Source organism: Amycolatopsis vastitatis, from assembly GCF_002234595.1.
Taxonomy (GTDB): domain Bacteria; phylum Actinomycetota; class Actinomycetes; order Mycobacteriales; family Pseudonocardiaceae; genus Amycolatopsis; species Amycolatopsis vastitatis.
Window position 1 is genome coordinate 422343 of record NZ_NMUL01000012.1, and the last position, 21645, is coordinate 443987.

At 70.8% G+C, this 21645-nt stretch carries 17 protein-coding genes; 9 read left to right on the top strand and 8 right to left on the bottom strand.

All coding sequences use genetic code 11. The features are described 5' to 3' along the window. The first annotated feature begins 2 nt into the window (after positions 1-2). On the top strand, positions 3-923 hold the full coding sequence (locus CF165_RS16255) for a zinc metalloprotease (RefSeq protein ID WP_093948334.1): 921 nt from the start codon (positions 3-5) through the stop codon (positions 921-923). A 317-nt stretch (positions 924-1240) separates the two neighbouring features. Further along, positions 1241-2356 (top strand): alanine dehydrogenase, encoded by a 1116-nt coding sequence (ald, locus tag CF165_RS16260; RefSeq protein ID WP_093948335.1) that lies wholly within the window; start codon positions 1241-1243, stop codon positions 2354-2356. A 1-nt stretch (position 2357) separates the two neighbouring features. Here ald and CF165_RS16265 read toward each other — a convergent pair whose 3' ends face one another. The 3 genes from CF165_RS16265 to CF165_RS16275 are packed head-to-tail and all read right to left on the bottom strand — an operon-like array spanning position 2358 to position 5562. Continuing rightward, positions 2358-3488 (bottom strand): acyltransferase family protein, encoded by a 1131-nt coding sequence (locus tag CF165_RS16265; protein WP_093948336.1) that lies wholly within the window; start codon positions 3486-3488, stop codon positions 2358-2360. Positions 3489-3533: 45 nt separating this feature from the next. Continuing rightward, positions 3534-4892, bottom strand: coding sequence for a sensor histidine kinase (locus CF165_RS16270; RefSeq protein ID WP_093948337.1), 1359 nt, complete (start codon positions 4890-4892; stop codon positions 3534-3536). After that, positions 4885-5562 carry a response regulator transcription factor gene (locus tag CF165_RS16275; RefSeq protein WP_093948338.1) on the bottom strand — a complete coding sequence of 226 codons (678 nt, stop codon included), beginning with the start codon at positions 5560-5562 and terminating at the stop codon, positions 4885-4887. The genes CF165_RS16270 and CF165_RS16275 overlap by 8 nt, the downstream gene beginning before the upstream one ends. A gap of 334 nt (positions 5563-5896) precedes the next feature. Between CF165_RS16275 and CF165_RS16280 the strand changes: the two genes are divergently transcribed. The 4 genes from CF165_RS16280 (at position 5897) to CF165_RS16295 (ending at position 12388) form a co-directional block, all read left to right on the top strand. After that, positions 5897-6955, top strand: coding sequence for an ABC transporter ATP-binding protein (locus CF165_RS16280; protein ID WP_093948339.1), 1059 nt, complete (start codon positions 5897-5899; stop codon positions 6953-6955). Further along, the gene (locus CF165_RS16285; RefSeq protein WP_093948340.1) at positions 6955-7842 is read left to right on the top strand and encodes an ABC transporter permease subunit; all 888 of its coding nucleotides are present in this window, start codon (positions 6955-6957) and stop codon (positions 7840-7842) included. Before CF165_RS16280 ends, CF165_RS16285 begins: the two co-directional genes overlap by 1 nt. Before the next feature lie 95 nt (positions 7843-7937). Then, positions 7938-11684 (top strand): ABC transporter ATP-binding protein, encoded by a 3747-nt coding sequence (locus CF165_RS16290; protein WP_093948341.1) that lies wholly within the window; start codon positions 7938-7940, stop codon positions 11682-11684. Positions 11685-11782: 98 nt separating this feature from the next. Continuing rightward, complete coding sequence (locus CF165_RS16295) at positions 11783-12388, top strand: DUF4291 domain-containing protein (RefSeq protein WP_093948342.1); 606 nt, start codon at positions 11783-11785, stop codon at positions 12386-12388. Here CF165_RS16295 and CF165_RS16300 read toward each other — a convergent pair. After that, positions 12385-12657: a hypothetical protein gene (locus CF165_RS16300; RefSeq protein ID WP_093948343.1), complete on the bottom strand. Its 273-nt coding sequence runs from the start codon at positions 12655-12657 to the stop codon at positions 12385-12387. The two genes, CF165_RS16295 and CF165_RS16300, sit on opposite strands and share 4 nt — an antisense overlap. Before the next feature lie 258 nt (positions 12658-12915). On the opposite strand from CF165_RS16300, the gene CF165_RS16305 reads away from it, so the two are divergent. The 3 genes from CF165_RS16305 to CF165_RS16315 all read left to right on the top strand — a co-directional run bounded on the left by CF165_RS16305 (position 12916) and on the right by CF165_RS16315 (position 18299). Further along, complete coding sequence (locus CF165_RS16305; RefSeq protein WP_093948344.1) at positions 12916-16626, top strand: multifunctional oxoglutarate decarboxylase/oxoglutarate dehydrogenase thiamine pyrophosphate-binding subunit/dihydrolipoyllysine-residue succinyltransferase subunit; 3711 nt, start codon at positions 12916-12918, stop codon at positions 16624-16626. A 159-nt stretch (positions 16627-16785) separates the two neighbouring features. Next, complete coding sequence (locus tag CF165_RS16310; RefSeq protein WP_093948492.1) at positions 16786-17304, top strand: GNAT family N-acetyltransferase; 519 nt, start codon at positions 16786-16788, stop codon at positions 17302-17304. A 14-nt stretch (positions 17305-17318) separates the two neighbouring features. Then, on the top strand, positions 17319-18299 hold the full coding sequence (locus tag CF165_RS16315) for an LLM class flavin-dependent oxidoreductase (RefSeq protein ID WP_093948345.1): 981 nt from the start codon (positions 17319-17321) through the stop codon (positions 18297-18299). Here the strand turns inward: CF165_RS16315 and CF165_RS16320 are convergent. Genes CF165_RS16320 through CF165_RS16335 form a run of 4 tightly spaced genes read right to left on the bottom strand, consistent with a single transcriptional unit; the run spans position 18296 to position 21607 of the window. Further along, positions 18296-19180 carry an ABC transporter substrate-binding protein gene (locus tag CF165_RS16320; RefSeq protein WP_093948346.1) on the bottom strand — a complete coding sequence of 295 codons (885 nt, stop codon included), beginning with the start codon at positions 19178-19180 and terminating at the stop codon, positions 18296-18298. The two genes, CF165_RS16315 and CF165_RS16320, sit on opposite strands and share 4 nt — an antisense overlap. Then, positions 19177-19860 (bottom strand): ABC transporter permease, encoded by a 684-nt coding sequence (locus CF165_RS16325; protein WP_093948493.1) that lies wholly within the window; start codon positions 19858-19860, stop codon positions 19177-19179. Before CF165_RS16325 ends, CF165_RS16320 begins: the two co-directional genes overlap by 4 nt. Next, positions 19857-20525 carry an ABC transporter permease gene (locus CF165_RS16330; protein ID WP_093948347.1) on the bottom strand — a complete coding sequence of 223 codons (669 nt, stop codon included), beginning with the start codon at positions 20523-20525 and terminating at the stop codon, positions 19857-19859. Before CF165_RS16330 ends, CF165_RS16325 begins: the two co-directional genes overlap by 4 nt. Further along, entirely contained in the window at positions 20522-21607 is a 1086-nt protein-coding gene (locus tag CF165_RS16335; RefSeq protein ID WP_093948348.1) for an ABC transporter ATP-binding protein, read from the bottom strand. The genes CF165_RS16330 and CF165_RS16335 overlap by 4 nt, the downstream gene beginning before the upstream one ends. Positions 21608-21645 lie beyond the last annotated feature (38 nt).

Genomic DNA, 21645 nt, shown 5'->3' on the forward strand with positions numbered 1-21645 from the left:
CCATGAGCAGTTCGAAGCGCTTCGGCAAGGCCGTCAAGCTGGGTGCGGTGTCCGCGCTCTCCCTGGTGGCCTTGACCATCCCGGCCACAGGCGCCGGGAGCGCCGTCGCGGCACCCAGCGGCGACTGCTTCACCCCCGCCCACGCCGCGGACCGCAGCAAGGACGGCCACGCCGACACCGTGTCGCCGGCGGAGGCGGCCCGCATCGAAGCGGACATGCAGAGCAAGCTCGCCGGCAAGCGCACCGCGCGTTCGGCCGAGACCGCCGCCGCGGTTTCGATCCCGGTGTACTTCCACGTGATCACCAGCGGCTCGACGGGCAACCTGCCCGCGTCGACCATCACCAAGCAGATCTCGGTGCTCAACAGCGCCTACGCGTCGAGCGGCTTCAGCTTCTCGCTGGTCAGCACCGACTACACGAACAACTCCACCTGGTACAACGGCATCACCGACGGCACGTCGGCCGAGCGCAACATGAAGAACGCGCTGCGCAAGGGCGGCAAGAACGCGCTGAACATCTACACCGCCAGCCTCGGTGACAGCCTGCTCGGCTGGGCGACGTTCCCGTCGAGCTACGCGTCGCAGCCGAAGCTGGACGGCGTCGTCATCCTCGACGAGTCACTGCCGGGCCGGTCGGCGGCGAACTACAACGAGGGCGACACGGCCACCCACGAGGTCGGCCACTGGATGGGGCTGTACCACACGTTCCAGGGCGGCTGCTCCGGTTCGGGCGACTACGTGTCGGACACCCCGGCCGAAGCGACGGCGACGTCCGGCTGCCCGACGAACAAGGACACCTGCACGTCGACGGGCAAGGACCCGGTCCACAACTTCATGGACTACAGCTACGACAGCTGCATGTACGAGTTCACCGCGGGCCAGGCCACGCGGATGAAGAACTCCTGGACGGCGTACCGCGCCTGACAGCCGCTTCCCGCGGCAAACCCGTGAAGGCCACCTCACCGAGGTGGCCTTCACGGCTTTTCCGGCACCTGGTAGCTGAGGTCGTTCGCGACCAGCCGGGTCGTCGGCCCAGGTCCCGCACCAGCTTCCGGCACTCCGCGCGCATGCGTTCACGTTGCAACTTCAAGTGAGGTCCAGGTCAACAGCCTTGTCCGCTGAGCACCATGAATGCTCGGAAGAACTGTCCGGACAGCACGATGACACCTCCGTCCGGGTGGCTCACCGTGAGTGGCAACACCGCACCGATTCCGGACGCAGACCGACCCAGGAGGCCGACCGTGCGTATCGCCGTTCCCCGTGAAATCAAGAAGCACGAGTACCGGGTCGCGCTGACCCCCGCCGGGGTGCACGAGCTGGTCAGCCGCGGGCACGACGTCTTCGTCGAGACCGGCGCCGGGGCGGGTTCCTCGATCACCGACGAGGAGTACGTCGACGCCGGCGCGAAGATCCTCGCCACCGCCGACGAGACCTGGGCCGAGGGCGAGCTGGTGCTCAAGGTCAAGGAGCCGATCGCCGAGGAGTACCCCCGGCTGCGCGCCGACCAGGTGCTGTTCACCTACCTGCACATCGCCGCCGACCGGCCGCTGACGGACGCGCTGCTGGCCGCGGGCACCACCGCGATCGCCTACGAGACGGTGCAGACCGCGACCGGCGCCCTGCCGCTGCTCGCCCCGATGTCCGAGGTCGCGGGCCGGCTGGCCCCGCAGGTCGGCGCGTTCTCGCTGATGAAGCCGAGCGGCGGGCGCGGTGTCCTGCCGGGCGGCATCCCCGGCGTCCACCCGGCGCGCGTCGTCGTGATCGGCGGCGGCGTCGCGGGCCTGAACGCGGCCCGTGTCGCGCTCGGCCTCGGCTCGGACGTCGAGATCCTGGACACCAACGTCGACCGCCTCCGCCAGATCGACAACGACTTCGGCGGCCGCATCCGCACGGTGACGTCGAACCGGCTGTCGGTCGAGGAGTCCGTGCTGCAGGCCGACCTGGTCATCGGCGCGGTGCTCGTCCCCGGCGCGAAGGCGCCGAAGCTGGTCTCGAACGACCTGGTCGCCCGCATGAAGCCGGGCAGTGTGCTCGTCGACATCGCGATCGACCAGGGCGGCTGCTTCGCCGACTCGCGCCCGACCACGCACGACGACCCGACCTACACCGTGCACGAGTCCCTCTTCTACTGCGTCGCGAACATGCCCGGCGCGGTGCCGCGGACGTCGACCTACGGCCTCACGAACGTCACGCTGCCCTACGCGGTCCAGCTGGCCGAGCACGGCTGGAAGGCCGCGCTGCAGGCCGACGCCGCGCTGGCGAAGGGCCTCAACACGCACGACGGCGCCCTGACGAACGGCCCGGTCGCGGTGGCCCACGACCTGCCGCACACGCCGCTGGACACCGTCCTCGCCTGACCTACCTCACCCGAGCGGGTTCCTGTCGCATCGCGGCAGGAGCCCGCTCCCCCTTCTTCCGGCAAACACCGCCCAGCAGCCGCCGCCCGAAGGCGATCGACGGCAGTTCGACCCACCGCCGCAGCCCGCAGGCGAAGAGCAGCGCGACGGCGGCCGTCGCGACGGCCTTGCCCAGCCCGGTCGGGAACACCAGGCCGGTCACGCCCGCGGCACCGGTCTGGACGAGGTAAAGCGCGTACGACCGATCACCGATGTACGTCAGCACACGGCTCGAGAGCAGCCGCCGGACCGGTCCCTGCACGACCGCCGCCACCAGCAGCAGCGCCGAGCCCGCCGCGTAGACCGGGACGACGAACTGCCAGTGCCCGCCGAACTGCTGCCCCAGCGGCTTCACCGACAGCTGCAGCACACAGAACCCGAGCGCGACCAGCACCGCCGCGGCCGGGCTGGTCAGCGGCCGGAACACGGCGAACCCGCGCGGGTGGTGCAGCGCCGGCGCGAGCAGGCAGCCGACGACCAGCGAGCAGTAGTGCACGCTGAGTTCGGCCCACCGCTGCGACGGCGCGAGCGGCAACGCTCCGAAGAGGACACCGGTCACCACGCCCGCGGCGATCAGCAGGCGCAATGCGGTCTTGCCGGTCCGGGCGAACGACGTCAGCACGAGCAGCGCGGGCCAGACGAGGTAGAACTTCTCCTCCACACCCAGCGACCACGACGTCGGGTACGGCGTGTTGAAGCCGACGAGCTCGTTGCCGAAGACCAGGTAGAACGGCATCGCGTCGGCGAGCCGGCTGCTCCGGTACGCCCCAGCGAGGGTGACGGCCAGCGCCGTCAGGCCGAGCAGCAGGAAGTACACCGGCATGATCCGGAAGACCCGGCGGACGTAGAAGCGGCGCAGCGAAACGACGCCGGTGCGGTCCTCTTCGCGCAGCGCCAGCGTGGTGATCAGGAAGCCGGACAGCACGAAGAACAGCTGGACGGCGATCCAGCCCTGCAGCCGGTCCACGACCGGGCCGCCGTAGTGGAAGAACACGACAGCCAGCGCGGCGAGGGCGCGCAGGCCGGTCAGGCCCGGGAACCACGAGGAAGCCCGGTATTCGGCGTGGTCCAGAGGCCGCCAGGAAAGGGTCATGCCCGCAGCGTCGATCTTGAACGCTGAACCGGGCCTGAAGCGGGCTTAAGACGTCTTCAGCTCCGGCAGCCGGACGACGAACCGGCTGCTGTCCTCGACCGCCGCCGTGCCGCCGTGGGCGCGGGCGATGTCCGCGACGATCGCCAGGCCCAGGCCCGAACCGCCCTCGTCGCGGTCGCGGGCGTCGTCCAGCCGGACGAAGCGGTCGAAGACGCGATCGCGATCGGCTTCGGGGATGCCCGGCCCGTCGTCGTCGACCGTCAAGACGACCTGACCGTCCACTGCGGACACCGTGACGGCGACGCGCGAGACGGCGTGCCGCTGCGCGTTGTCGACGAGGTTGCGGACGAGCCGTTCCAGCCGCGACCGGTGGCCGCGCACCACCGGCGTCCCGGTGACCTCGACGTCGATCCCGCTGCGGCCGGCCACGACGGCACCGACCACTTCGGACAGTGCGACGGGCTCCAGCCGGTCGGGACCGGCGTGGTCGAGCTTGCCGAGCAGCACGAGGTCCGCGACGAGGTCCTGCAGCCGGGTGACGTCGAGCAGCGCGTTCTCGCAGGCCCGCCGCCAGTCGAGCCGGTCGGGGTGGGCCAGGAGCACTTCGAGCTGGGTCCGCAGCGACGCGAGCGGGGTCCGCAGTTCGTGCGACGCGTCTGAGGTGAACCGGCTCTGCCGGGTGACGGCCTCGTCGAGCCGGGCGAGCATGGTGTTCATCGTCCCGGCCAGCCGCGCGATCTCGTCGCCGGTGCGCGGGTCCGGGACGCGGCGGCCGAGGTCGTGCGCACCGATCTCGGCGACCTCGCCGCGGATGGCCTCGACCGGGCGCAGCGACCGGCGCACGGCGAGCCACGCGATGACGCCGATGAGCAGCGCGACCGCGGGGACGCCCGCCGTGAGCACGGTGCGGGCGGAATCGACCGCCGCCTGTCCCTCGGGGTCGATCTGCGCGCCGGCGAACACGTCGTACTTGCTGTCGCCGCTGTCGGCGTGCACGACGTGCAGGGTGAGGTCGTCGTCGAGCCCGCGCAGCTCGGGCGCGCAGCCGACGGACTCCCGCGCGGACCGGTCGTACTGGTACGGCCGCAGCGTGACCTCGGTGTCGTAGGTGGCCAGCGTCGCTTCGCGCAGGACCGGACACGACGCGACCGACGTGCCCTGCCGGTCCTTGACCTCGTAGATCGAGTCGCGGACGAGCAGCGCGAGGTCGGCGGGCCGGGCCCCGGTGTTCAGCAGCTGGACGATCGCGTCGGCGTGGGCGTCGGCGAGCTGGGTGGCGGCGTTCTCGAGGCGGCCGCGCGCCTGCAGGACGAACCACACGGACACGGCGCCGAGCGCCACGGCGGACGCGGCGAAGGCGGTCACGGCGACGCGGAACCGGGTGGCGCGCCAGAAGCTAGGCACCCGCGGTCACCACGTGGTAGCCGGCGCCGCGGACCGTCCGGATGGTCTCGGCCCCGAACGGGACGTCGATCTTGCGCCGCAGCGCGCTGACGTGCACCTCCACCAGGTTGGCGGTCGCGGAGGCGGCGAAGTCCCAGAGGTTGTCGAGCAGCTCGGCCTTGGTGACGACCTGCCCGGGCCGCTGCATGAGGTAGGCGAGGAGGGCGAACTCCTTGCCGGTGAGCGTGATGTCCGCCGTGCCGCGACGGCAGGTCCGGCTGGCCTGGTCGAGTTCGAGGTCCCCCAGTTTGAGGACGCCCGCCCGGGTGGCGCCGCCACGCCGGATGAGCGCGCGCAGACGGGAGAGGAGGACGCCGTAGGAGAAGGGCTTGGGGAGGAAGTCGTCGGCCCCGGTGTCGAGGGCCTCGATCTCGTCGTCCTCGCCGTCCTTGGCGGTCAGCATGAGGATGGGCGTGCTGTTCCCCTGCTCCCGCAGCCGGCGGCAGACGCGGTAGCCGTTCAGCCCGGGCAGCATGATGTCCAGGATGATGGCGGAGTAGGGGTGTTCGGTGGCGTGCCAGAGGGCATCCCGCCCGTTGTGGGCGACGTCGACGGCGTACCCCTCGGCGGTCAGCCCGGCCCGCAGCGCCTCAGCCAGCCGCCGTTCATCCTCCACGAGCAAGATCCGCATCGCGCCACGATGCCACAGACCTGCGCTGACAGCGGGATCCCGGGTTCTTCTGACATAAAGGGGCGACCCGCTCAACCAGCCTGGGGGTCACTGGGAGCGGGCCGCCGTCTTCTAGCTTAGAGGGCTCACCGCGACTTCGCTGCACCGGGTCGGCAAGTCGCACGAATTCTTTACCAAGTTGATCTGACCCGGCTCGCGAAACCTCAGGTCAACGCACCCGGTGGTAGCGGAACGTGACGAAGGTCGCTCTCCACGGGTTCGCGCGTTCCGTGCGCGCGGCCGGCGCGGGTAGGGCAGGATGACGCCGCATCAGCGGGGAACGTTAGGGGACGGTATGCACGACGGCAGTGGCCGGATTGTGGTGCAGAACCTGAGCAAGCAGTTCGGCGCGGTGAACGCGGTGCAGAACCTCAGCTTCACGGTCGAACCGGGTTCGGTGACGGGCTTCCTCGGCCCGAACGGTGCCGGGAAGACGACGACGTTGCGGATGTTGCTCGGGTTGGTGACGCCCACGTCGGGAATGGCGACGATCAACGGCCGCCCGCACTCGCAGCTGGGGAACCCGGCGCGGGTGGTCGGTTCGGTGCTCGAGAACGAGGGGTTCCACCCGAGCCGGACGGCGCGCAACCACCTCCGGGTGTACGCCGCGGCCATCGGCGTGCCGGACCGGCGCGCGGACGAGGTGCTCGGCCTGGTGGGCCTGGGCAGCGCCGCGGACCGGAAGGCGGGCGGGTTCTCGCTCGGCATGCGGCAGCGGCTGGCGCTGGCGACGGCGCTGCTGGGCGATCCGCAGGTGCTGGTGCTCGACGAGCCGACGAACGGCCTCGACCCGGAGGGCATCCTCTGGCTGCGCAACTTCCTGCGGTCCTACGCCCGCGAGCAGGGGCGGACGGTCCTGGTGTCGAGTCACCTGCTGAACGAGGTCGAGCAGCTGATCGACCAGGTCGTGATCATCAGCCAGGGCGTCACGCGCTACTACGGCCCGCTGGAGCAGCTGCGCCGGAGCCAGCAGTCGCGGGTGCTGGTGCAGCCGGCGGACCCGCCGGCGCTCGTGAAGGCGTTGCACGAGAACGGCATCACCGGGGTTTCGCCGACACCGGACGGCCGGGTCTCGGTCGCCGGGTCGAGCGTCCAGCAGATCGGTGACATCGCCGCGAAGGCCGGGATCGCGGTCTACGGGATGCAGGAGGACCACGCCGACCTGGAGCGGATGTTCTTCCAGCTGACGCAGGGTCAGTACACCGGCGCGCCGGGTCAGCCGCCGCCGGGTTACCCGCCGCAGCCGCAGTACCAGGGTCCGCCGCCCGGTTATCCGCCGCAGCAGCACTACCAGCAGGGCCCGCCGTCGGGTCCGCAGCAACAGCAGCAGTACTGGGGAGGTCCGCAGCAGTGATGGGCAACCTGATCAAGGCGGAGTTCCGCAAGACGCTCTCGCTGAACACGTGGTGGGTGCTGCTGATCCCGCTGGCGCTGGTCGCGTTCTGGCTGACCTTCGCGTGGGGCAGCCTCACGAACGACTTCGCGGACTTCCTGGGGTCGAAGGACGCCCGGGAGCTCACCGAAATGGTCGGCCTCGACCCGAGCCAGATCCCGGTGGGGCTGCTGGCGCTGGCACACGGCGTGAACATCGCGCAGCTCGTACCGGCGCTGTTCGGCGTCTTCGCGCTGGCCGGCGAGTACCGCAGCAAGACGATCACGACGACCTTCCTCACCGCGCCGAACCGGGTCTCGGCGCTGACCGCGAAGATGCTCACCTACGTCGCGTGGGGCGCCATCTACGGCGTGGTCAGCTTCGGCGTCTCGGCGCTCGCGGTCATGGCGTCGGTCGACTCGGGCCGCTGGCCGTCCACGGGCCAGTGGCTGGCCGCGCTCGGCGGGACGGTGCTGGCCTCGGTGCTGGTGACGTTGTTCGGCATCGGGTTCGGCGCGGTGCTGCGCAGCGTGCCGCTGGCCGTGGTGCTGCTGATGGTGTGGTTCCTGATCGTGGAGAACGTCCTGGTGATCGCGTTCTGGGGCTGGGGCGACGTCCGCATCCTGGGCGGGATCCTGCCGAACGGCACCGCGAACGGGATCGTCGGCGGCATCGCGGCGGACGCCTTCGGGTTCAACTCGCTCAACCTGCCGGACAGCGTGGACTCCGGGTCGCAGCTGATCCTGCAGCTGACCGCGGGCGCGCCCGGCGTGCTCTCGTGGTGGGCTTCGGCGCTGATCTTCTTCGCGTGGACGATCCTCTTCTTCGGCCTCGGCTGGGCGGGCAACCAGAAGCGTGACATCACGTAGTTTTCCCTTGCGGTGAAGGCCATCCCGGTTGTCCGGGGTGGCCTTCACCGCGTTCGGGGAAATAAAATGTCGGTGGTCGCGCTTACTGTTGGAACGTGACCACCGCTCCGCCTCGCTCCCGTCAAGAGCTCCCATCCGCCGAGACGACCGGCTGGATCCGCCGGCTGTCCGCCGCGGCGTGGGAGCACCGCGTGCTCGTCGTGCTGTCGCTGCTCGCCGCCGCGCTCGGTGTCGGCGTGCAGGCCGCGAGCCCCCTGCTGGTGCGCACGGCGGTGGACGACGCGGTGGCCGGGCAGACCGGCGGGCTGCCCGGGATCGCCGTCTTCCTGGTCACGCTGCAGCTGGTCGCCTTCGGCACCGCGTTCGCGCGCCGCTACCTCGGCGGGAAGCTCGCCCTCGACGTCCAGCACGACCTGCGGCAGCGCGTGTTCAACGCCGTTTCGCGGCTGGACGGCGGCAAGCAGGACGCGCTGCGCACCGGCCAGGTGGCCTCGCGCGCGATTTCCGACCTGCAGCTGGTGACCGGCATCCTGATGCAGGTCCCGCTGTCGTTCGGCTCGGTCGTCTTCGCGGTGCTGTCGTTCGCCGCGATGCTGTGGCTGTCGCCGGTGCTGACGCTGATCGCGCTGGTCGTCACGCCCGCGGTCGGCATCATCGTGACGCGCAGCCGCAAGCGCCTGTTCCCGGCGACGTGGTCGGCGCAGCAGCGCGCGGCGGACGTCGCGCAGCAGGTGGAGGAGACCGTCACCGGCGTCCGGGTGGTCAAGGGGTTCGGCCAGGAGACGCGGGAAGTCTCGAAGCTGGAAGGCACCGCGCGCAAGTTGTTCGGGGAGCGGCTTCGCGCGGCGAAGCTGTCGGCGGTCCCGACGGCGACCACCGCCGCCCTGCCCGCCGCCGGCCAGGTCGCCGTGCTCGGCATCGGCGGCGTCCTGGCGCTGAACGGCTCGATCACCCTCGGCACGTTCCTGGCCTTCGCCACCTACCTCGCCACGCTGATCGGCCCGGCCCGGATGCTGTCCGGCCTGGTCGTGCAGGCCCAGCTGACCCGCGCCGGCGCCGAGCGGGTGTACGAGCTGATCGACGCGCAGCCGGAGGTCGTCGACGCGCCCGACGCGCGGCCGCTGCCGGACGGCCCGCTCGGTGTCGAACTCGACGGCGTCCGGTTCGGCTACACGCGCACCGAACCGGTGCTGGACGGCCTTTCGGTCACCGCGAACCCGGGCGAGACCCTCGCGCTGGTCGGCACCGCGGGCTCCGGCAAGTCGACGATCTCCCTGCTGCTGCCCCGGTTCTACGACGTCCACGCGGGCGCGGTGCGGGTCGGCGGACTCGACGTCCGTGACGTCCCGCTGCGGCAGCTGCGGCAAGCGATCGGCGTCGTGTTCGAGGAGGCGTTCCTGTTCTCCTCGTCGATCCGGGACAACATCGCCTACGGCCGCCCGGACGCGAGCGACGAAGAAGTCGTCGCGGCGGCCAAGGCGGCGGAGGCGGACGGCTTCATCCGCGCGCTGCCGGACGGCTACGACACGCTGGTCGGCGAGCGCGGGCTCACGCTCTCGGGCGGCCAGCGGCAGCGCCTCGGGCTGGCCAGGGCCCTGATCACCGACCCGCGGATCCTCGTCCTCGACGACGCGACGTCGGCCATCGACACCGTGACCGAGGCGGCGATCCACGACACCTTGCGGTCGGTCACCGCGAGCCGGACCACCCTGCTGATCGCGCACCGGCGCTCCACCCTGGCCCTGGCCGACCGGATCGCGGTGCTGGACGAAGGCCGCGTGGTCGACGTCGGCACCGAGGCCGAGCTGCTGGCGCGCTGCCCGCTGTTCCGCGAGCTGGTGGCGGGCCCGGGCGACGACGTCGAAGAGAAGCACCGCTGCGAGGGCCTCGACTGCGGTCAGGACGGGATCACGCCGGCGCTGTGGCCGCGCGACGAGAGCCGAGACGAAGCCGAGGCCTTGGCCGAAGCCGCGCGGATGCGCAGCGGCGACCCGAACAGCAGCGGGTTCGTCGGCGGTGGCGGCGGCCTGGACGTGCCGCCGACGCCGGAGCTGATCGAGGGCGTGCGCAAGCTCCCGCCGGCCGTCGACGAGCCGCGGGTGCCCGGCGTGGACGTCACCGCGCCCGACCCGAAGTTCCGGCTGGCCGGGCTGCTGCGGCCGGTCCGCCGGCCGTTGGCCCTGGTGATCGGGCTGGTGGCGGCGGACGCGCTGGCGTCGATCGCGCTGCCCGGGCTGTACCAGTTCGGCGTCGACCACGGGGTGCGCACCGGCGTCGAGTGGATGATCTGGCTGGCCGCCGGCATCGGCGCCGCGGTGATCGCGGCCGACTGGCTGGTGGTCTTCGCGCAGACGCGGCTGACGTCACGGGTGGGCGAGACGGTGCTGTACGCGCTGCGCGTCCGCAGCTACGCGCACCTGCAGCGGCTCGGGCTCGACTACTACGAGCGGGAGCTGTCCGGGAAGATCATGACCCGGATGACGACGGACGTCGACGCGCTCTCGACGTTCCTGCAGACCGGGCTCGCCACGGCGGTGGTCAGCGCGCTCACGCTGGCCGGGATCACGGCCGCGCTGCTGGTCACCGACGCCGGGCTGGCGCTGTACGCGCTGGCGATGGTGCCGGTGCTGGCGGTGGCCACGGTGATCTTCCGGCGGTCGGCGTCGAAGGCGTACAACGAGGCCCGCGAGCGGGTCAGCGTCGTGAACGCGGACATGCAGGAGAACGTCAGCGGGTTGCGCGTCGCACAGGCGTACACGCGCGAAGACCGCTCCGCGGAAGCGTTCGCTTCGCGCAGCGACGACTACCGGCGTTCGCGGTTGCGGGCCCAGCGGTACGTCGCGACCTACTTCCCGCTGGTGGCGCTGCTGTCGGACCTCGCGACGACGACGGTGCTGGTGGCCGGCGCGAACCGCGTCTCGGCGGGCACGCTGTCGGCCGGCGTGCTGCTCGCGTTCCTGCTGTACCTGCAGCAGTTCTTCTCGCCGATCCAGCAGCTGTCGGCGGTGTTCGACGGCTACCAGCAGGCGCGCGTCGGCCTGAACCGGATCGGCGACCTGCTGCGGACGCCGACGTCGGTGCCGGCGGCCGAGCGCCCGGTGGCGGTGCCCGAGCGGCTGCGCGGCGAGGTGTCGTTCAAGGAGGTCGACTTCGCCTACACCGGCACCGAGACGAAGGCGCTGGAGCAGTTCTCGCTGGACGTCGCGGCCGGGGAGACGATCGCGCTGGTCGGCGCGACCGGCGCCGGGAAGTCGACGGCGGTGAAGCTGGTGGCGCGCTACTACGACGTCACCGGCGGCGAGGTCCGGATCGACGGCACGGACGTCCGCGAGTACGAGCTGGCCGGGGTGCGGCGCCGGATGGGCGTGGTGCCGCAGGAGGCGCACCTGTTCTCGGGCACGGTGGCCGACAACGTCCGCTACGGCCGCCCGTCGGCTTCCGACGCGGAGGTGGAGGCCGCGGTGCGGGCGGTGGGCGCGCTCGACGGCGTCGCGGCCCTGCCGTCGGGCTTCCTGCAGCCGGTCGGCGAGCGCGGCCGGTCGCTGTCGGCGGGTCAGCGCCAGCTGGTCGCGCTGGCCCGGGCGGAGCTGGTGGACCCGGACGTCCTGCTGCTCGACGAGGCGACAGCGGCCCTGGACCCGTCGACGGAGGCAGCGGTCCTCCGCGCGACGGAGACGGTGGCCCGCCGCCGCACGACGTTCGTGGTCGCCCACCGCCTGGCCACGGCGGCCCGCGCGGACCGCATCGTGGTCCTGGACCACGGCCGCATAGTCGAAACCGGAACCCACGAAGAACTCCTGGCCGCGAAGGGCCACTACGCCAGGCTGTGGGCCCTCGGCTGAACGTGCGGGAAGAGGCATCACCCGTGCAGACACGCGTGATGCCCTCTTGCGCACGAAAGTCCGTGGCAGGGTGACCCGGGCGCTGGGAGCATGGCGGCATGTTCGAAGAGCAGCGCGTCCCCGACCGGCAGATCCGGGCCGCGCAGACGGACACGACCGTCCGGGTCTACCAGGCCTATTCGCCCGAGATCGCCGACGCCGCGCTCGAGAAGCAGACTTTCGTCGCGCCGTTCAAGCGGGACCGGATGACGTGGATCAAGCCGTCGTTCCGGTGGATGGCCTACCGCTGCGGCTACGGGCGCAAACCGGGGCAGGAGCGGATCCTCGCGATCGATATCACTCGTGACGGTTTCGAATGGGCCCTCGCGCACGCCGCGCTCAGCAAACCCCGCCGCGACCAGGACACCGCCGCCTGGAAGCAGCAGCTCAAGACCAGCCCGGTCCGCATCCAGTGGGATCCCGAGCGAGATCTCGACCACACCGCGCTGAACTTCCGCGCCATCCAGATCGGTCTGAGCGGCGAAGCCGTCGACCGCTACGTCGACGAGTGGATCACCGGTATCACCGACGTCACACCGGTCATGCGCGACATCGCCGGGCTCCTGGCCACCGACCAGCTCCACCTGGCGGTCAAGCTCGTCCCCCATGAGCCCCCGTACCCACTGAGCGAAGACCTCGCCCGGGCCATCGGAGCGTCCGCTTAGGGCAGCGCCCGCCACTTCAGTGACCCCAGACCGGCCGCCTCGACGTCCGGCCGCGACGCCCACCGGACCGTGCCCGGCCGGACGTGCACCCCGGCGCCGACCAGCCAGTCCGGCTCAGCCGGCTCGACCCACTCCATCTCCTCGAAGTCGGCCGGCGTCGGCCACACGGCGGAGCACGAGTCGCACCGCAGCACGACCGCGCCGGACTCGGTGACCAGCGGCCGCACCAGGCCCTGGTCCCAGAACGACGGACATTCGACCAGCCACATCCTCCCAGTGGAACGCGCCGCCGTGAACGGCCACGGGCCGGAGGACGAACCGGGGAGGAAGAGCCCGGAAACCCTGTACCGGGTCCAGGGCTTAAGGTTCCCTTAGCACATCTTGATCGTGTCAGTGACCGATACCCTAGTGCGCCACGCCTCACACAGGCCGGTTCCATCACATCGCGGTCACCGAGGGGGTTAGCCTGGTAGGCGCATCAGCGGATTCAAGATCGAGATCGAGACGGATAGAGGCGAGCCCCAGCCGTGTCCAGCAGCAGCCCTGCGTCACAGTTCGGCCCCAACGAGTGGCTGGTCGAAGAGATGTACGACCAGTTCCTCGCCGACCCTTCCTCAGTCGATGCCGCATGGCACGACTTCTTCGCGGACTTCAAGCCGACGCAGAACGCGCAGGCCAAGGCGGACACCGCCCGGCAGCAGCAGCAGGCCGATGTCAAGCCGGCCACCAACGGCCAGGCGGCGCAGCCCTCGGCCAAGGCCGTGCAGAACGCGGAGTCGGCGGCCAAGCAGTCGGCCACCAAGCCGGCCCCCTCGAAGCCGGCACCCAGGCAGGCGGCCCCGAAGCCCGCCGCCAAGGCCGAGCCGAAGGCCGAAGCCAAGCCGCAGGCGAAGGAAGAGCCGGAGTCGAAGCAGCTGCGCGGCGCCGCGGCGGCCATCGCCAAGAACATGGACGCCTCGCTGAGCGTCCCCACCGCGACCAGCGTGCGCGCGGTCCCGGCGAAGCTGATGGCGGACAACCGCATCGTCATCAACAACCACCTCAAGCGCACCCGCGGCGGCAAGATCTCCTTCACGCACCTCATCGGCTACGCGATGGTGCGGGCGCTGAAGAGCTTCCCGAACATGAACCGGCACTACCAGCTGATCGACGGGAAGCCGTTCGCGGTCACGCCGGAGCACGTCAACTTCGGCCTCGCGATCGACATGAAGGGCAAGGACGGCTCGCGCAACCTCGTCGTCGCCTCGATCAAGGGCGTCGAGGACATGACGTTCCTGCAGTTCTGGCAGGCCTACGAGGACATCGTCAAGAAGGCCCGCAACAACAAGCTCACCGCGGACGACTTCGCCGGCACCACGATCTCGCTGACCAACCCGGGCGGCATCGGCACCAACCACTCGGTGCCCCGCCTGCAGGCCGGCCAGGGCGCGATCATCGGCGTCGGCGCCATGCAGTACCCGGCCGCCTTCGAGGGCACCAGCGAGAAGACGCTGGTCGACCTCGGCATCAGCAAGATCATGACGCTGACCTCGACCTACGACCACCGCATCATCCAGGGCGCGGAGTCGGGCGAGTTCCTCAAGCGCATCCACCAGCTGCTGCTCGGCGAGGACGGCTTCTACGACGACGTCTTCACGAGCCTGCGCCTGCCGTACGAGCCGATCCGCTGGGTCGCCGACATCCCGGACGGCCCGGTCGACAAGACCGCCCGCGTGATCGAGCTGATCGACGCGTTCCGGATGCGCGGCCACCTGATGGCCGACACCGACCCGCTGAACTACCGCCAGCGCAGCCACGCGGACCTGGACGTGCTGTCCCACGGTCTCACCCTTTGGGACCTCGACCGCGAGTTCCCGGTCGGCGGCTTCGCCGGCCAGGAGCGGATGAAGCTGCGCGACATCCTGGGCGTGCTGCGCAACTCGTACTGCCGCACGGTCGGCATCGAGTACACCCACATCCTCGACCCCGAGGAGCGCCGCTGGATCCAGGAGCGCGTCGAGATCCCGCACGAGAAGCCGGACCCCGCGGTCCAGAAGTACGTGCTCTCGAAGCTGAACGCCGCCGAGGCGTTCGAGACGTTCCTGCAGACCAAGTACGTCGGCCAGAAGCGCTTCTCGCTCGAAGGCGGCGAGACGGCGATCCCGCTGCTCGACACCATCCTCGACAAGGCCGCCGAGCACGAGCTGGACGAGGTCGTCATCGGCATGCCGCACCGCGGCAGGCTGAACGTCCTGGCCAACATCGTCGGCAAGCCGATCAGCCAGATCTTCCAGGAGTTCGAGGGCAACCTCGACCCGGGCCAGGCGCACGGCTCCGGTGACGTGAAGTACCACCTCGGCGCCGAGGGCAAGTACTTCCGGATGTTCGGCGACGGCGAGACGAAGGTGTCGCTGACGGCGAACCCGTCCCACCTGGAGACGGTCGACCCGGTGCTCGAGGGCATCGTCCGCGCCAAGCAGGACATCCTCGACAAGGGCGGCGAGGGCTACACCGTGCTGCCGGTCCTGATGCACGGTGACGCGGCCTTCGCGGGCCAGGGCGTCGTCGCCGAGACGCTGAACCTGTCGCTGCTGCGCGGGTACCGCACCGGCGGCACCGTGCACGTCATCGTCAACAACCAGGTCGGCTTCACGACCGCGCCGGAGCACTCGCGCTCGTCGCAGTACGCCACCGATGTCGCGAAGATGATCGGCTCGCCGATCTTCCACGTGAACGGCGACGACCCGGAGGCCGCGCACTGGGTGGCCAAGCTGGCCGTCGAGTACCGGCAGGCGTTCCACAAGGACGTCGTCATCGACCTCATCTGCTACCGCCGCCGCGGCCACAACGAGGGCGACGACCCGTCGATGACGCAGCCGGCGATGTACGACATCATCGACACCAAGCGCTCGGTGCGGAAGACCTACACCGAGTCGCTGATCGGCCGCGGCGACATCTCCGTCGAAGAGGCTGAGGCCGCGCTGCGCGACTTCTCGAGCCAGCTGGAGCACGTCTTCAACGAGGTGCGCGAGCTGGAGAAGCACCCGGCGAAGGCCAGCCCCTCCGTCGAGGAGGAGCAGCAGGTGCCGGCCAAGGTGGCGACGGCGATCACCGGCGAGACGCTGGAGCACATCGGCGACGCGTTCGTGAACGTGCCGGACGGCTTCACCCCGCACCCGCGCGTCAAGCCGGTCATGGAGCGCCGCCACAAGATGTCCCGCGAGGGCGACATCGACTGGGCGTTCGGCGAATTGCTGGCGTTCGGGTCGCTGGCGATGGAGGGCCGGCTGGTCCGGCTGTCCGGCCAGGACTCGCGGCGCGGCACGTTCACCCAGCGGCACTCGGTCTTCATCGACCGCAAGACCGGCCAGGAGTACTCGCCGCTGCAGAACCTGGCCGACGGCCAGGGCCGCGTGATGATCTACGACTCGGCGCTGTCGGAGTACGCGGCCGTCGGCTTCGAGTACGGCTACTCGGTGGCGAACTCCGAGGCGCTGGTGATGTGGGAAGCGCAGTTCGGTGACTTCGTCAACGGCGCGCAGACCGTCATCGACGAGTACATCTCCTCGGGCGAGGCCAAGTGGGGCCAGCGTTCGGACGTCGTGCTGCTGCTGCCGCATGGCCACGAGGGCCAGGGCCCGGACCACACGTCCGGCCGCATCGAGCGGTTCCTCTCGCTGTGCGCGGAGGGCTCGATGACGGTGGCGGTGCCGTCCACCCCGGCGAACTACTTCCACCTGCTGCGCCGCCACGCCCTCGACGGCATCCAGCGCCCGCTGGTCGTCTTCACGCCGAAGTCGATGCTGCGCAACAAGGCCGCGACGTCGGGTGTCGAGGACTTCACCGGCGAAAGCCGCTTCATGTCCGTCATCGACGACGTCACGCCGGACCCGGCGAAGATCCGCAAGGTGCTGCTGACCTCCGGGAAGCTGTACTGGGAGCTGGTGGCCGAGCGGACGAAGCGCGAGGCCGACGACGTCGCGATCGTGCGGATCGAGCAGTACTACCCGCTGCCGAAGAAGAAGCTGCTGGCGGCGCTGGAGCGGTACACGAACGCGACGCAGGTCGCGTGGGTCCAGGAGGAGCCGGAGAACCAGGGTGCGTGGCCGTTCTTCGGCCTGAACCTGCCCCGGAAGTTCCCGGAGGTGCTCTCGGGCCTGCAGGTCGTCTCGCGTCGCCCGATGGCGGCCCCCTCAGCCGGCTCGTCCAAGGTGCACGAGGTGGAGCAGAAGGCGCTGATCGCGAAGGCGTTCGACTGATCGCTTGACCACGACGAAGGCCTCCTCGCCATCCACAGGCGAGGAGGCCTTCGTCGTCGCACCCCCCGGAACTGTCGGTGCCCTCCGGTAGCGTGGAAACCGGGGGGCGCAGCCCAAATCGATTGCCCTCCGCCGCCGGTTCACGGCAAGGTGGCGATCATGCTGATCCGCCGGGAGACGCCCGCCGACCGCACCGCGATCCACGCCGTCCACAGCGCGGCGTTCCGGCGCGAGGAAGGCGTGACCCCCGTCGAGGCGCCCCTCGTGGACGAACTCCGTGCCGAAGGCGACCTGATCGGCGCGTTGTCGCTGGTGGCCCTCCACGAGGGCGACGTCGTCGGGCACGTGTGCTGCAGCCGGGCCCGCGTCGGCGACGACCCGGGCGCCGCCGTCGGGCTCGGTCCGCTCGGCGTGCTGCCCGCACACCAGGCGAGCGGCGTCGGCTCGGCGTTGATGCACGCGGTCGTCGGCGCGGCGGACGCGCTCGGTTACGGCCTGGTCGTCCTGCTCGGCGAGCCCGCCTACTACTCGCGGTTCGGGTTCGTCACGGCGTCGGACCTGTCGATCACCGCACCGGAACCGCGGTGGGGCCGGTACTTCCAGGCGCGGACGCTCTCCGCGTACCAGCCCACCCAGGCGGGCGCGTTCGAGTACGCGCCGGCGTTCTCCCGAATCTGAAGAGGAGCCTTCGCATGTACGAACCCCGCTCGTCCGTGGGCGTCCGCATCAACCGCGAGCAGCCGCCGTCCCGGCTGATCGAACTGGCCAAGCAGGCCGAAGCCGCGGGGCTCGACGAAGTCTGGCTGGTCGAGGACTGCTTCTGGGCGGCCGGCATCGCCACGGTCTCGACGGCGCTGGCGGTGACCTCGACGATCAAGGTGGGCATCGGGGTGCTGCCGGCGGTCGCGCGCAACCCGGCGATCGCGGCGATGGAGATCGCGGCGCTGGCCGAGCTGCACCCGGGCCGGCTGATCGCCGGGTTCGGGCACGGCGTCCCGTCGTGGATGCGCCAGATCGGCGCGTACCCCGCTTCGCCGCTGGCAGCGCTGGAAGAGACGCTGGTGGCGGTCCGCCGGCTGCTGGCAGGCGAGCGGGTCTCGGTGACCGGCAAGCACGTCAGTCTCGACGAGGTCGAGCTGGTCTTCCCGCCGGCCTCGCCACCCCCGCTGGTGGCGGGCGTCCGCCGCCCGAAGTCCCTGGCGATCGCGGGCGCGAACGCCGACGGGACCATCCTCGCCGAGCCGTCGCCGCCGGAGTACGTGCGGACGGCGCTGGCGGGCATCGCTCCCGGCCGCGCTGCGGAAGGCGCACCGCCCCACCACGCACTGGTGACGTACAACTGGCTGGCACTGGGCGACCGCGAGCGCGCCCGCCGGACGGTGGCGGAGTCACTGACCCCGGGCGCGCGGGTCCAGGTGGAAGGGCTGCCGTTCGCCTCGGAACTGCTGGAGCTGGTCGACTCGACGTCCACAGTGGACGAACTGGCGGCGGGCCTGCGTCCGGAGTGGATCGACCGGCTCGCCATCTGCGGCGACCTGGACGACTGCGTGGCAGCGGTCCGTTCCCTGCATGAAGCGGGCAGCGGCTCGGTCGTGTTGCTGCCGCTGCCGGAGGAGCCGCCGGAGCGTGGCATCGAGGACGCGGGCCGGGTGGCCGAGGCCCTGCGCGGCTAGGACTTCAAGTTGTTGCGGGCGAGGAAGTCCTCGGCGATGTCGAGGGGGTTGCGCTTTTCCTCGGTGAACTCGACGTTGAGCCGCGTCAGCTGCTCGGTCGTCAGCGCCGCCGACACCCGGTTCAGTGCGGCCACCTCGGCTGGGGACAGCGTCCCGCGCGCCACCAGTGGCACGATGTTCTGCGCCGGGAACATGTTCTTGTCGTCGACCAGCGGCACGAACCCGTTCGCGGCGATCGTCGACGACGTGCTGAACAGGTCCGCCACCTGCACCTCGCCGGACTTCAGCGCCGCCACCGTCACCGGCCCGCCGGTGTCGGTCGTGCGGATCTCCTTGAACTCGCAGCCGTACAGGGACTTGATCTTGTCCTTCCAGCGGCTGCTCCACTGACCCGGCCCGCCGAACACCAGCTCCCGGCACCGCCGCCCCAGGTCGGAGAACGTCTTCACCCCCGCGGAGGCCAGCTGCGGCCCGACGACGAGCAGGTCCTTGTCCTCGGCCGGCGCCTGGTCCAGCACCTCGAACCCGGCCGGGATCTGGCGGCGCAGCTGCGCGTAGACGTCCTGGGGTGTCGTCGCGGTGGTGTCCTTGTCGAAGTACCGCAACAGGTTCCCGCTGTAGTCGGGCACGACCGACAGCGACTTGTCCTGCAGTGCCTTGACGACGACTTCGCGGCTGCCGACCGGCGGCCGCACGGTCACGTTCGTGGCACCCGCGTTTCGCAGCGCGCCGGCGTAGATCTGGGCCAGCAGCAGGCTTTCCCCGACGTCGGACGCGCCGATGATGATGTCCCCCGTCGCGCCGCCCTCGCCGCCGCCCGCCAGCGGGTTGCCGCAGCCGGCCGCCAACACCAAAACCACCAGCAAGACCAGCCGCTTCACGCCGTCACCTTCTTCTCCGCCGCGGCGAGCCGGACACCCCGCGGCACCAGAGCCCGGTTCAAGACCGCGAAGAGCAGATCCAGGACGATGGCCAGCAACGTCGTCAGCAGCGCGCCCGCGATGACCTCGGAATAGTCCAAAATGGCCAGTCCGTCGAGCAGGAACCGGCCCAGGCCACCGAGTCCGACGTACGCGGCCACCGCGGCGGTCGCCACCAGCTGCAGCACGGCGTTGCGGATGCCGCCGAGCACGAGCGGCAGCGAGATCGGCACCTCGACCTGCCACAGCCGCTGCCAGCCGGTCATGCCGACGCCTTCGGCGGCGTCGACCACGCCGTGGTCGGTCGCCTGCAGCCCGGCGTACGTCCCGGCCAGGATCGGCGGCACGGCCAGCACGACGAGCCCGATGATCGTCGAGGTGACACTCTCGGTGAAGAGCAGGAACAGGAAAGTGACGAGCCCGAGCGTCGGCAGTGCGCGGATCGCGTTGCCGGCGCTGACCAGCGCGACGCCGCCGCGTCCGGTGTGGCCCACGAACAGCCCCAGCGGGACGGCGATGACCAGCGCGATCGCCAGCGACAGGAACGTGTAGCCGAGGTGCTCCAGCAGCCGCTGCGGAACGCCGTCCGGGCCCGACCAGTGGGCCGGGTCGCCGAACCAGCGGAAGAGATCGGTGATCACGGCGCCCCCACCCGGGTCCACGGCGTCAGCAGGTTTCGCGAGCCCACCAGCACCAGGTCGACGACCAGCGCCAGCAGCAGCGTCAGCACGATGCCGACGACGATCGGCGAGAAGTACTCGCGCTGGAAGCCGTCGGTGAACAGCACGCCCATCCCGCCGGTGCCGATCAGCGCGCCGACGCTGACCAGGCTGATGTTGCTGACCGACGCCACCCGCACGCCGGCCGCGAGCACCGGCACCGACAGCGGGAGTTCGACGGCGAAGAACCGGCGCAGCGGCTTGTACCCGACGGCGGTGGCGGCGGCGATCACCGGCGGCGGCACGGCGTCCAGCGCGTCGAGCACCGGGCGGACCAGCAGGGCCGTGGTGTAGATCGTCAGCGCGACGACGACGTTGACGCTGTCCAGGATCTTCGACCCGATCAGGCCGGGGATGACGACGAACAGCGCGAGCGACGGGATCGTGTAGAGCAGGTTGGCCAGCACCATGACCACCTGCCGGACGGGTGACCAGCGGTGGCCCAGCCAGCCGGCCGCGATCGCCAGCACGATCCCGACCACGAGCGGGAGCAGCGCGAGGTAGACGTGATCCCCGAGGTCACCGAGGATCTGGACGCGGTTGTTCGCGCTGCTCAGGTAACGCCCGAGCTCGTCGAAGAAACTCATGACGCCTGGGGCGTGCCCTCGATGACGTCCAGCACCTGCCGCGCGACCACGGCGCCCAGTACCCGGTGGTCTTCGTCCACGACCACGCCGAGGCTGGCGGGCGACGACAGGGCGGCGTCGAGCGCGCCGCGGATCGGCGTCCCCCGCACCCAGAGCGAACCCCCCGCCACGAGGCCGTCTTCACTGAGCGGTCCGTCCACTGTGGAGTTCGGCGGCAGCCAGCCGCGGGGTTGCTTTTCGGTGTTGACCGCGAGCCGCCAGCCGTCGCTCGCGGAGACCGCGGAGCCGATCTCGACCAGCTCCAGCTCCTTGACCTCGACGCCGTCGGCGGAGAGGAACGACAGGCCGCGGTAGCCGCGGTCCCGGCCGACGAACGACGCGACGAAGTCGTCCACCGGGTGCCGCAGCACGTCGGCGGGCGTGCCGTACTGGGCGAGCTTGCCGCCGACCCGCATCACCGCGACCTTGTCGCCGAGCCGGACGGCCTCGTCGATGTCGTGGGTGACGAACACGATCGTCTTGCCCAGCTGCGACTGCAGCCGCAGCAGCTCGTCCTGCAGGCCTTCGCGCACGATCGGGTCGACGGCGGAGAACGGCTCGTCCATCAGCAGCACCGGCGAGTCCGCGGCGAGCGCGCGGGCGACGCCGACGCGCTGCTGCTGGCCGCCCGAGAGCTGCGCCGGGTACCGCTTGCCGAGCTCGACCGGCAGGCCGATGATCTCCAGCAGCTCGGCGGCCCGCTTGCGCGCCTTCGCCTTGTCCCAGCCCGAAAGCAGCGGCACGGTGGCGATGTTGTCCAGCACCGTCCTATGTGGAAAGAGGCCGGCGTGCTGGATGACGTAGCCGATGCCGCGGCGCAGCAGCGCCGGGTCGCCCTCCGCGACGTCCTTGCCGTCCAGCAGCACCTGGCCGGCGGTCGGCTCCACCATCCGGTTGATCATCCGCAGCGACGTCGTCTTGCCGCAGCCGGACGGGCCGACGAACACGGTGATCGTGCCGTCTTCGACCGTGAGGCTCAGCTTGTCGACGGCGACCGTCCCATCCGGATACTGCTTGGTCACGTCGCGGAATTCGATGGTCACTGCCACTCCCCATGTCCCGGTCCGTCCGACCGTAGCCG

Coding starts and splice junctions, on each gene's coding strand:
- CF165_RS16255 (WP_093948334.1), top strand. CDS start 3: ATGAGCAGTTCGAAGCGCTTCGGCAAGGCCGTCAAGCTGGGTGCGGTG.
- CF165_RS16265 (WP_093948336.1), bottom strand. CDS start 3,488: ATGACCCTTTCCTGGCGGCCTCTGGACCACGCCGAATACCGGGCTTCC.
- CF165_RS16275 (WP_093948338.1), bottom strand. CDS start 5,562: ATGCGGATCTTGCTCGTGGAGGATGAACGGCGGCTGGCTGAGGCGCTG.
- CF165_RS16280 (WP_093948339.1), top strand. CDS start 5,897: ATGCACGACGGCAGTGGCCGGATTGTGGTGCAGAACCTGAGCAAGCAG.
- CF165_RS16285 (WP_093948340.1), top strand. CDS start 6,955: ATGGGCAACCTGATCAAGGCGGAGTTCCGCAAGACGCTCTCGCTGAAC.
- CF165_RS16295 (WP_093948342.1), top strand. CDS start 11,783: ATGTTCGAAGAGCAGCGCGTCCCCGACCGGCAGATCCGGGCCGCGCAG.
- CF165_RS16300 (WP_093948343.1), bottom strand. CDS start 12,657: ATGTGGCTGGTCGAATGTCCGTCGTTCTGGGACCAGGGCCTGGTGCGG.
- CF165_RS16310 (WP_093948492.1), top strand. CDS start 16,786: ATGCTGATCCGCCGGGAGACGCCCGCCGACCGCACCGCGATCCACGCC.
- CF165_RS16315 (WP_093948345.1), top strand. CDS start 17,319: ATGTACGAACCCCGCTCGTCCGTGGGCGTCCGCATCAACCGCGAGCAG.
- CF165_RS16330 (WP_093948347.1), bottom strand. CDS start 20,525: ATGAGTTTCTTCGACGAGCTCGGGCGTTACCTGAGCAGCGCGAACAAC.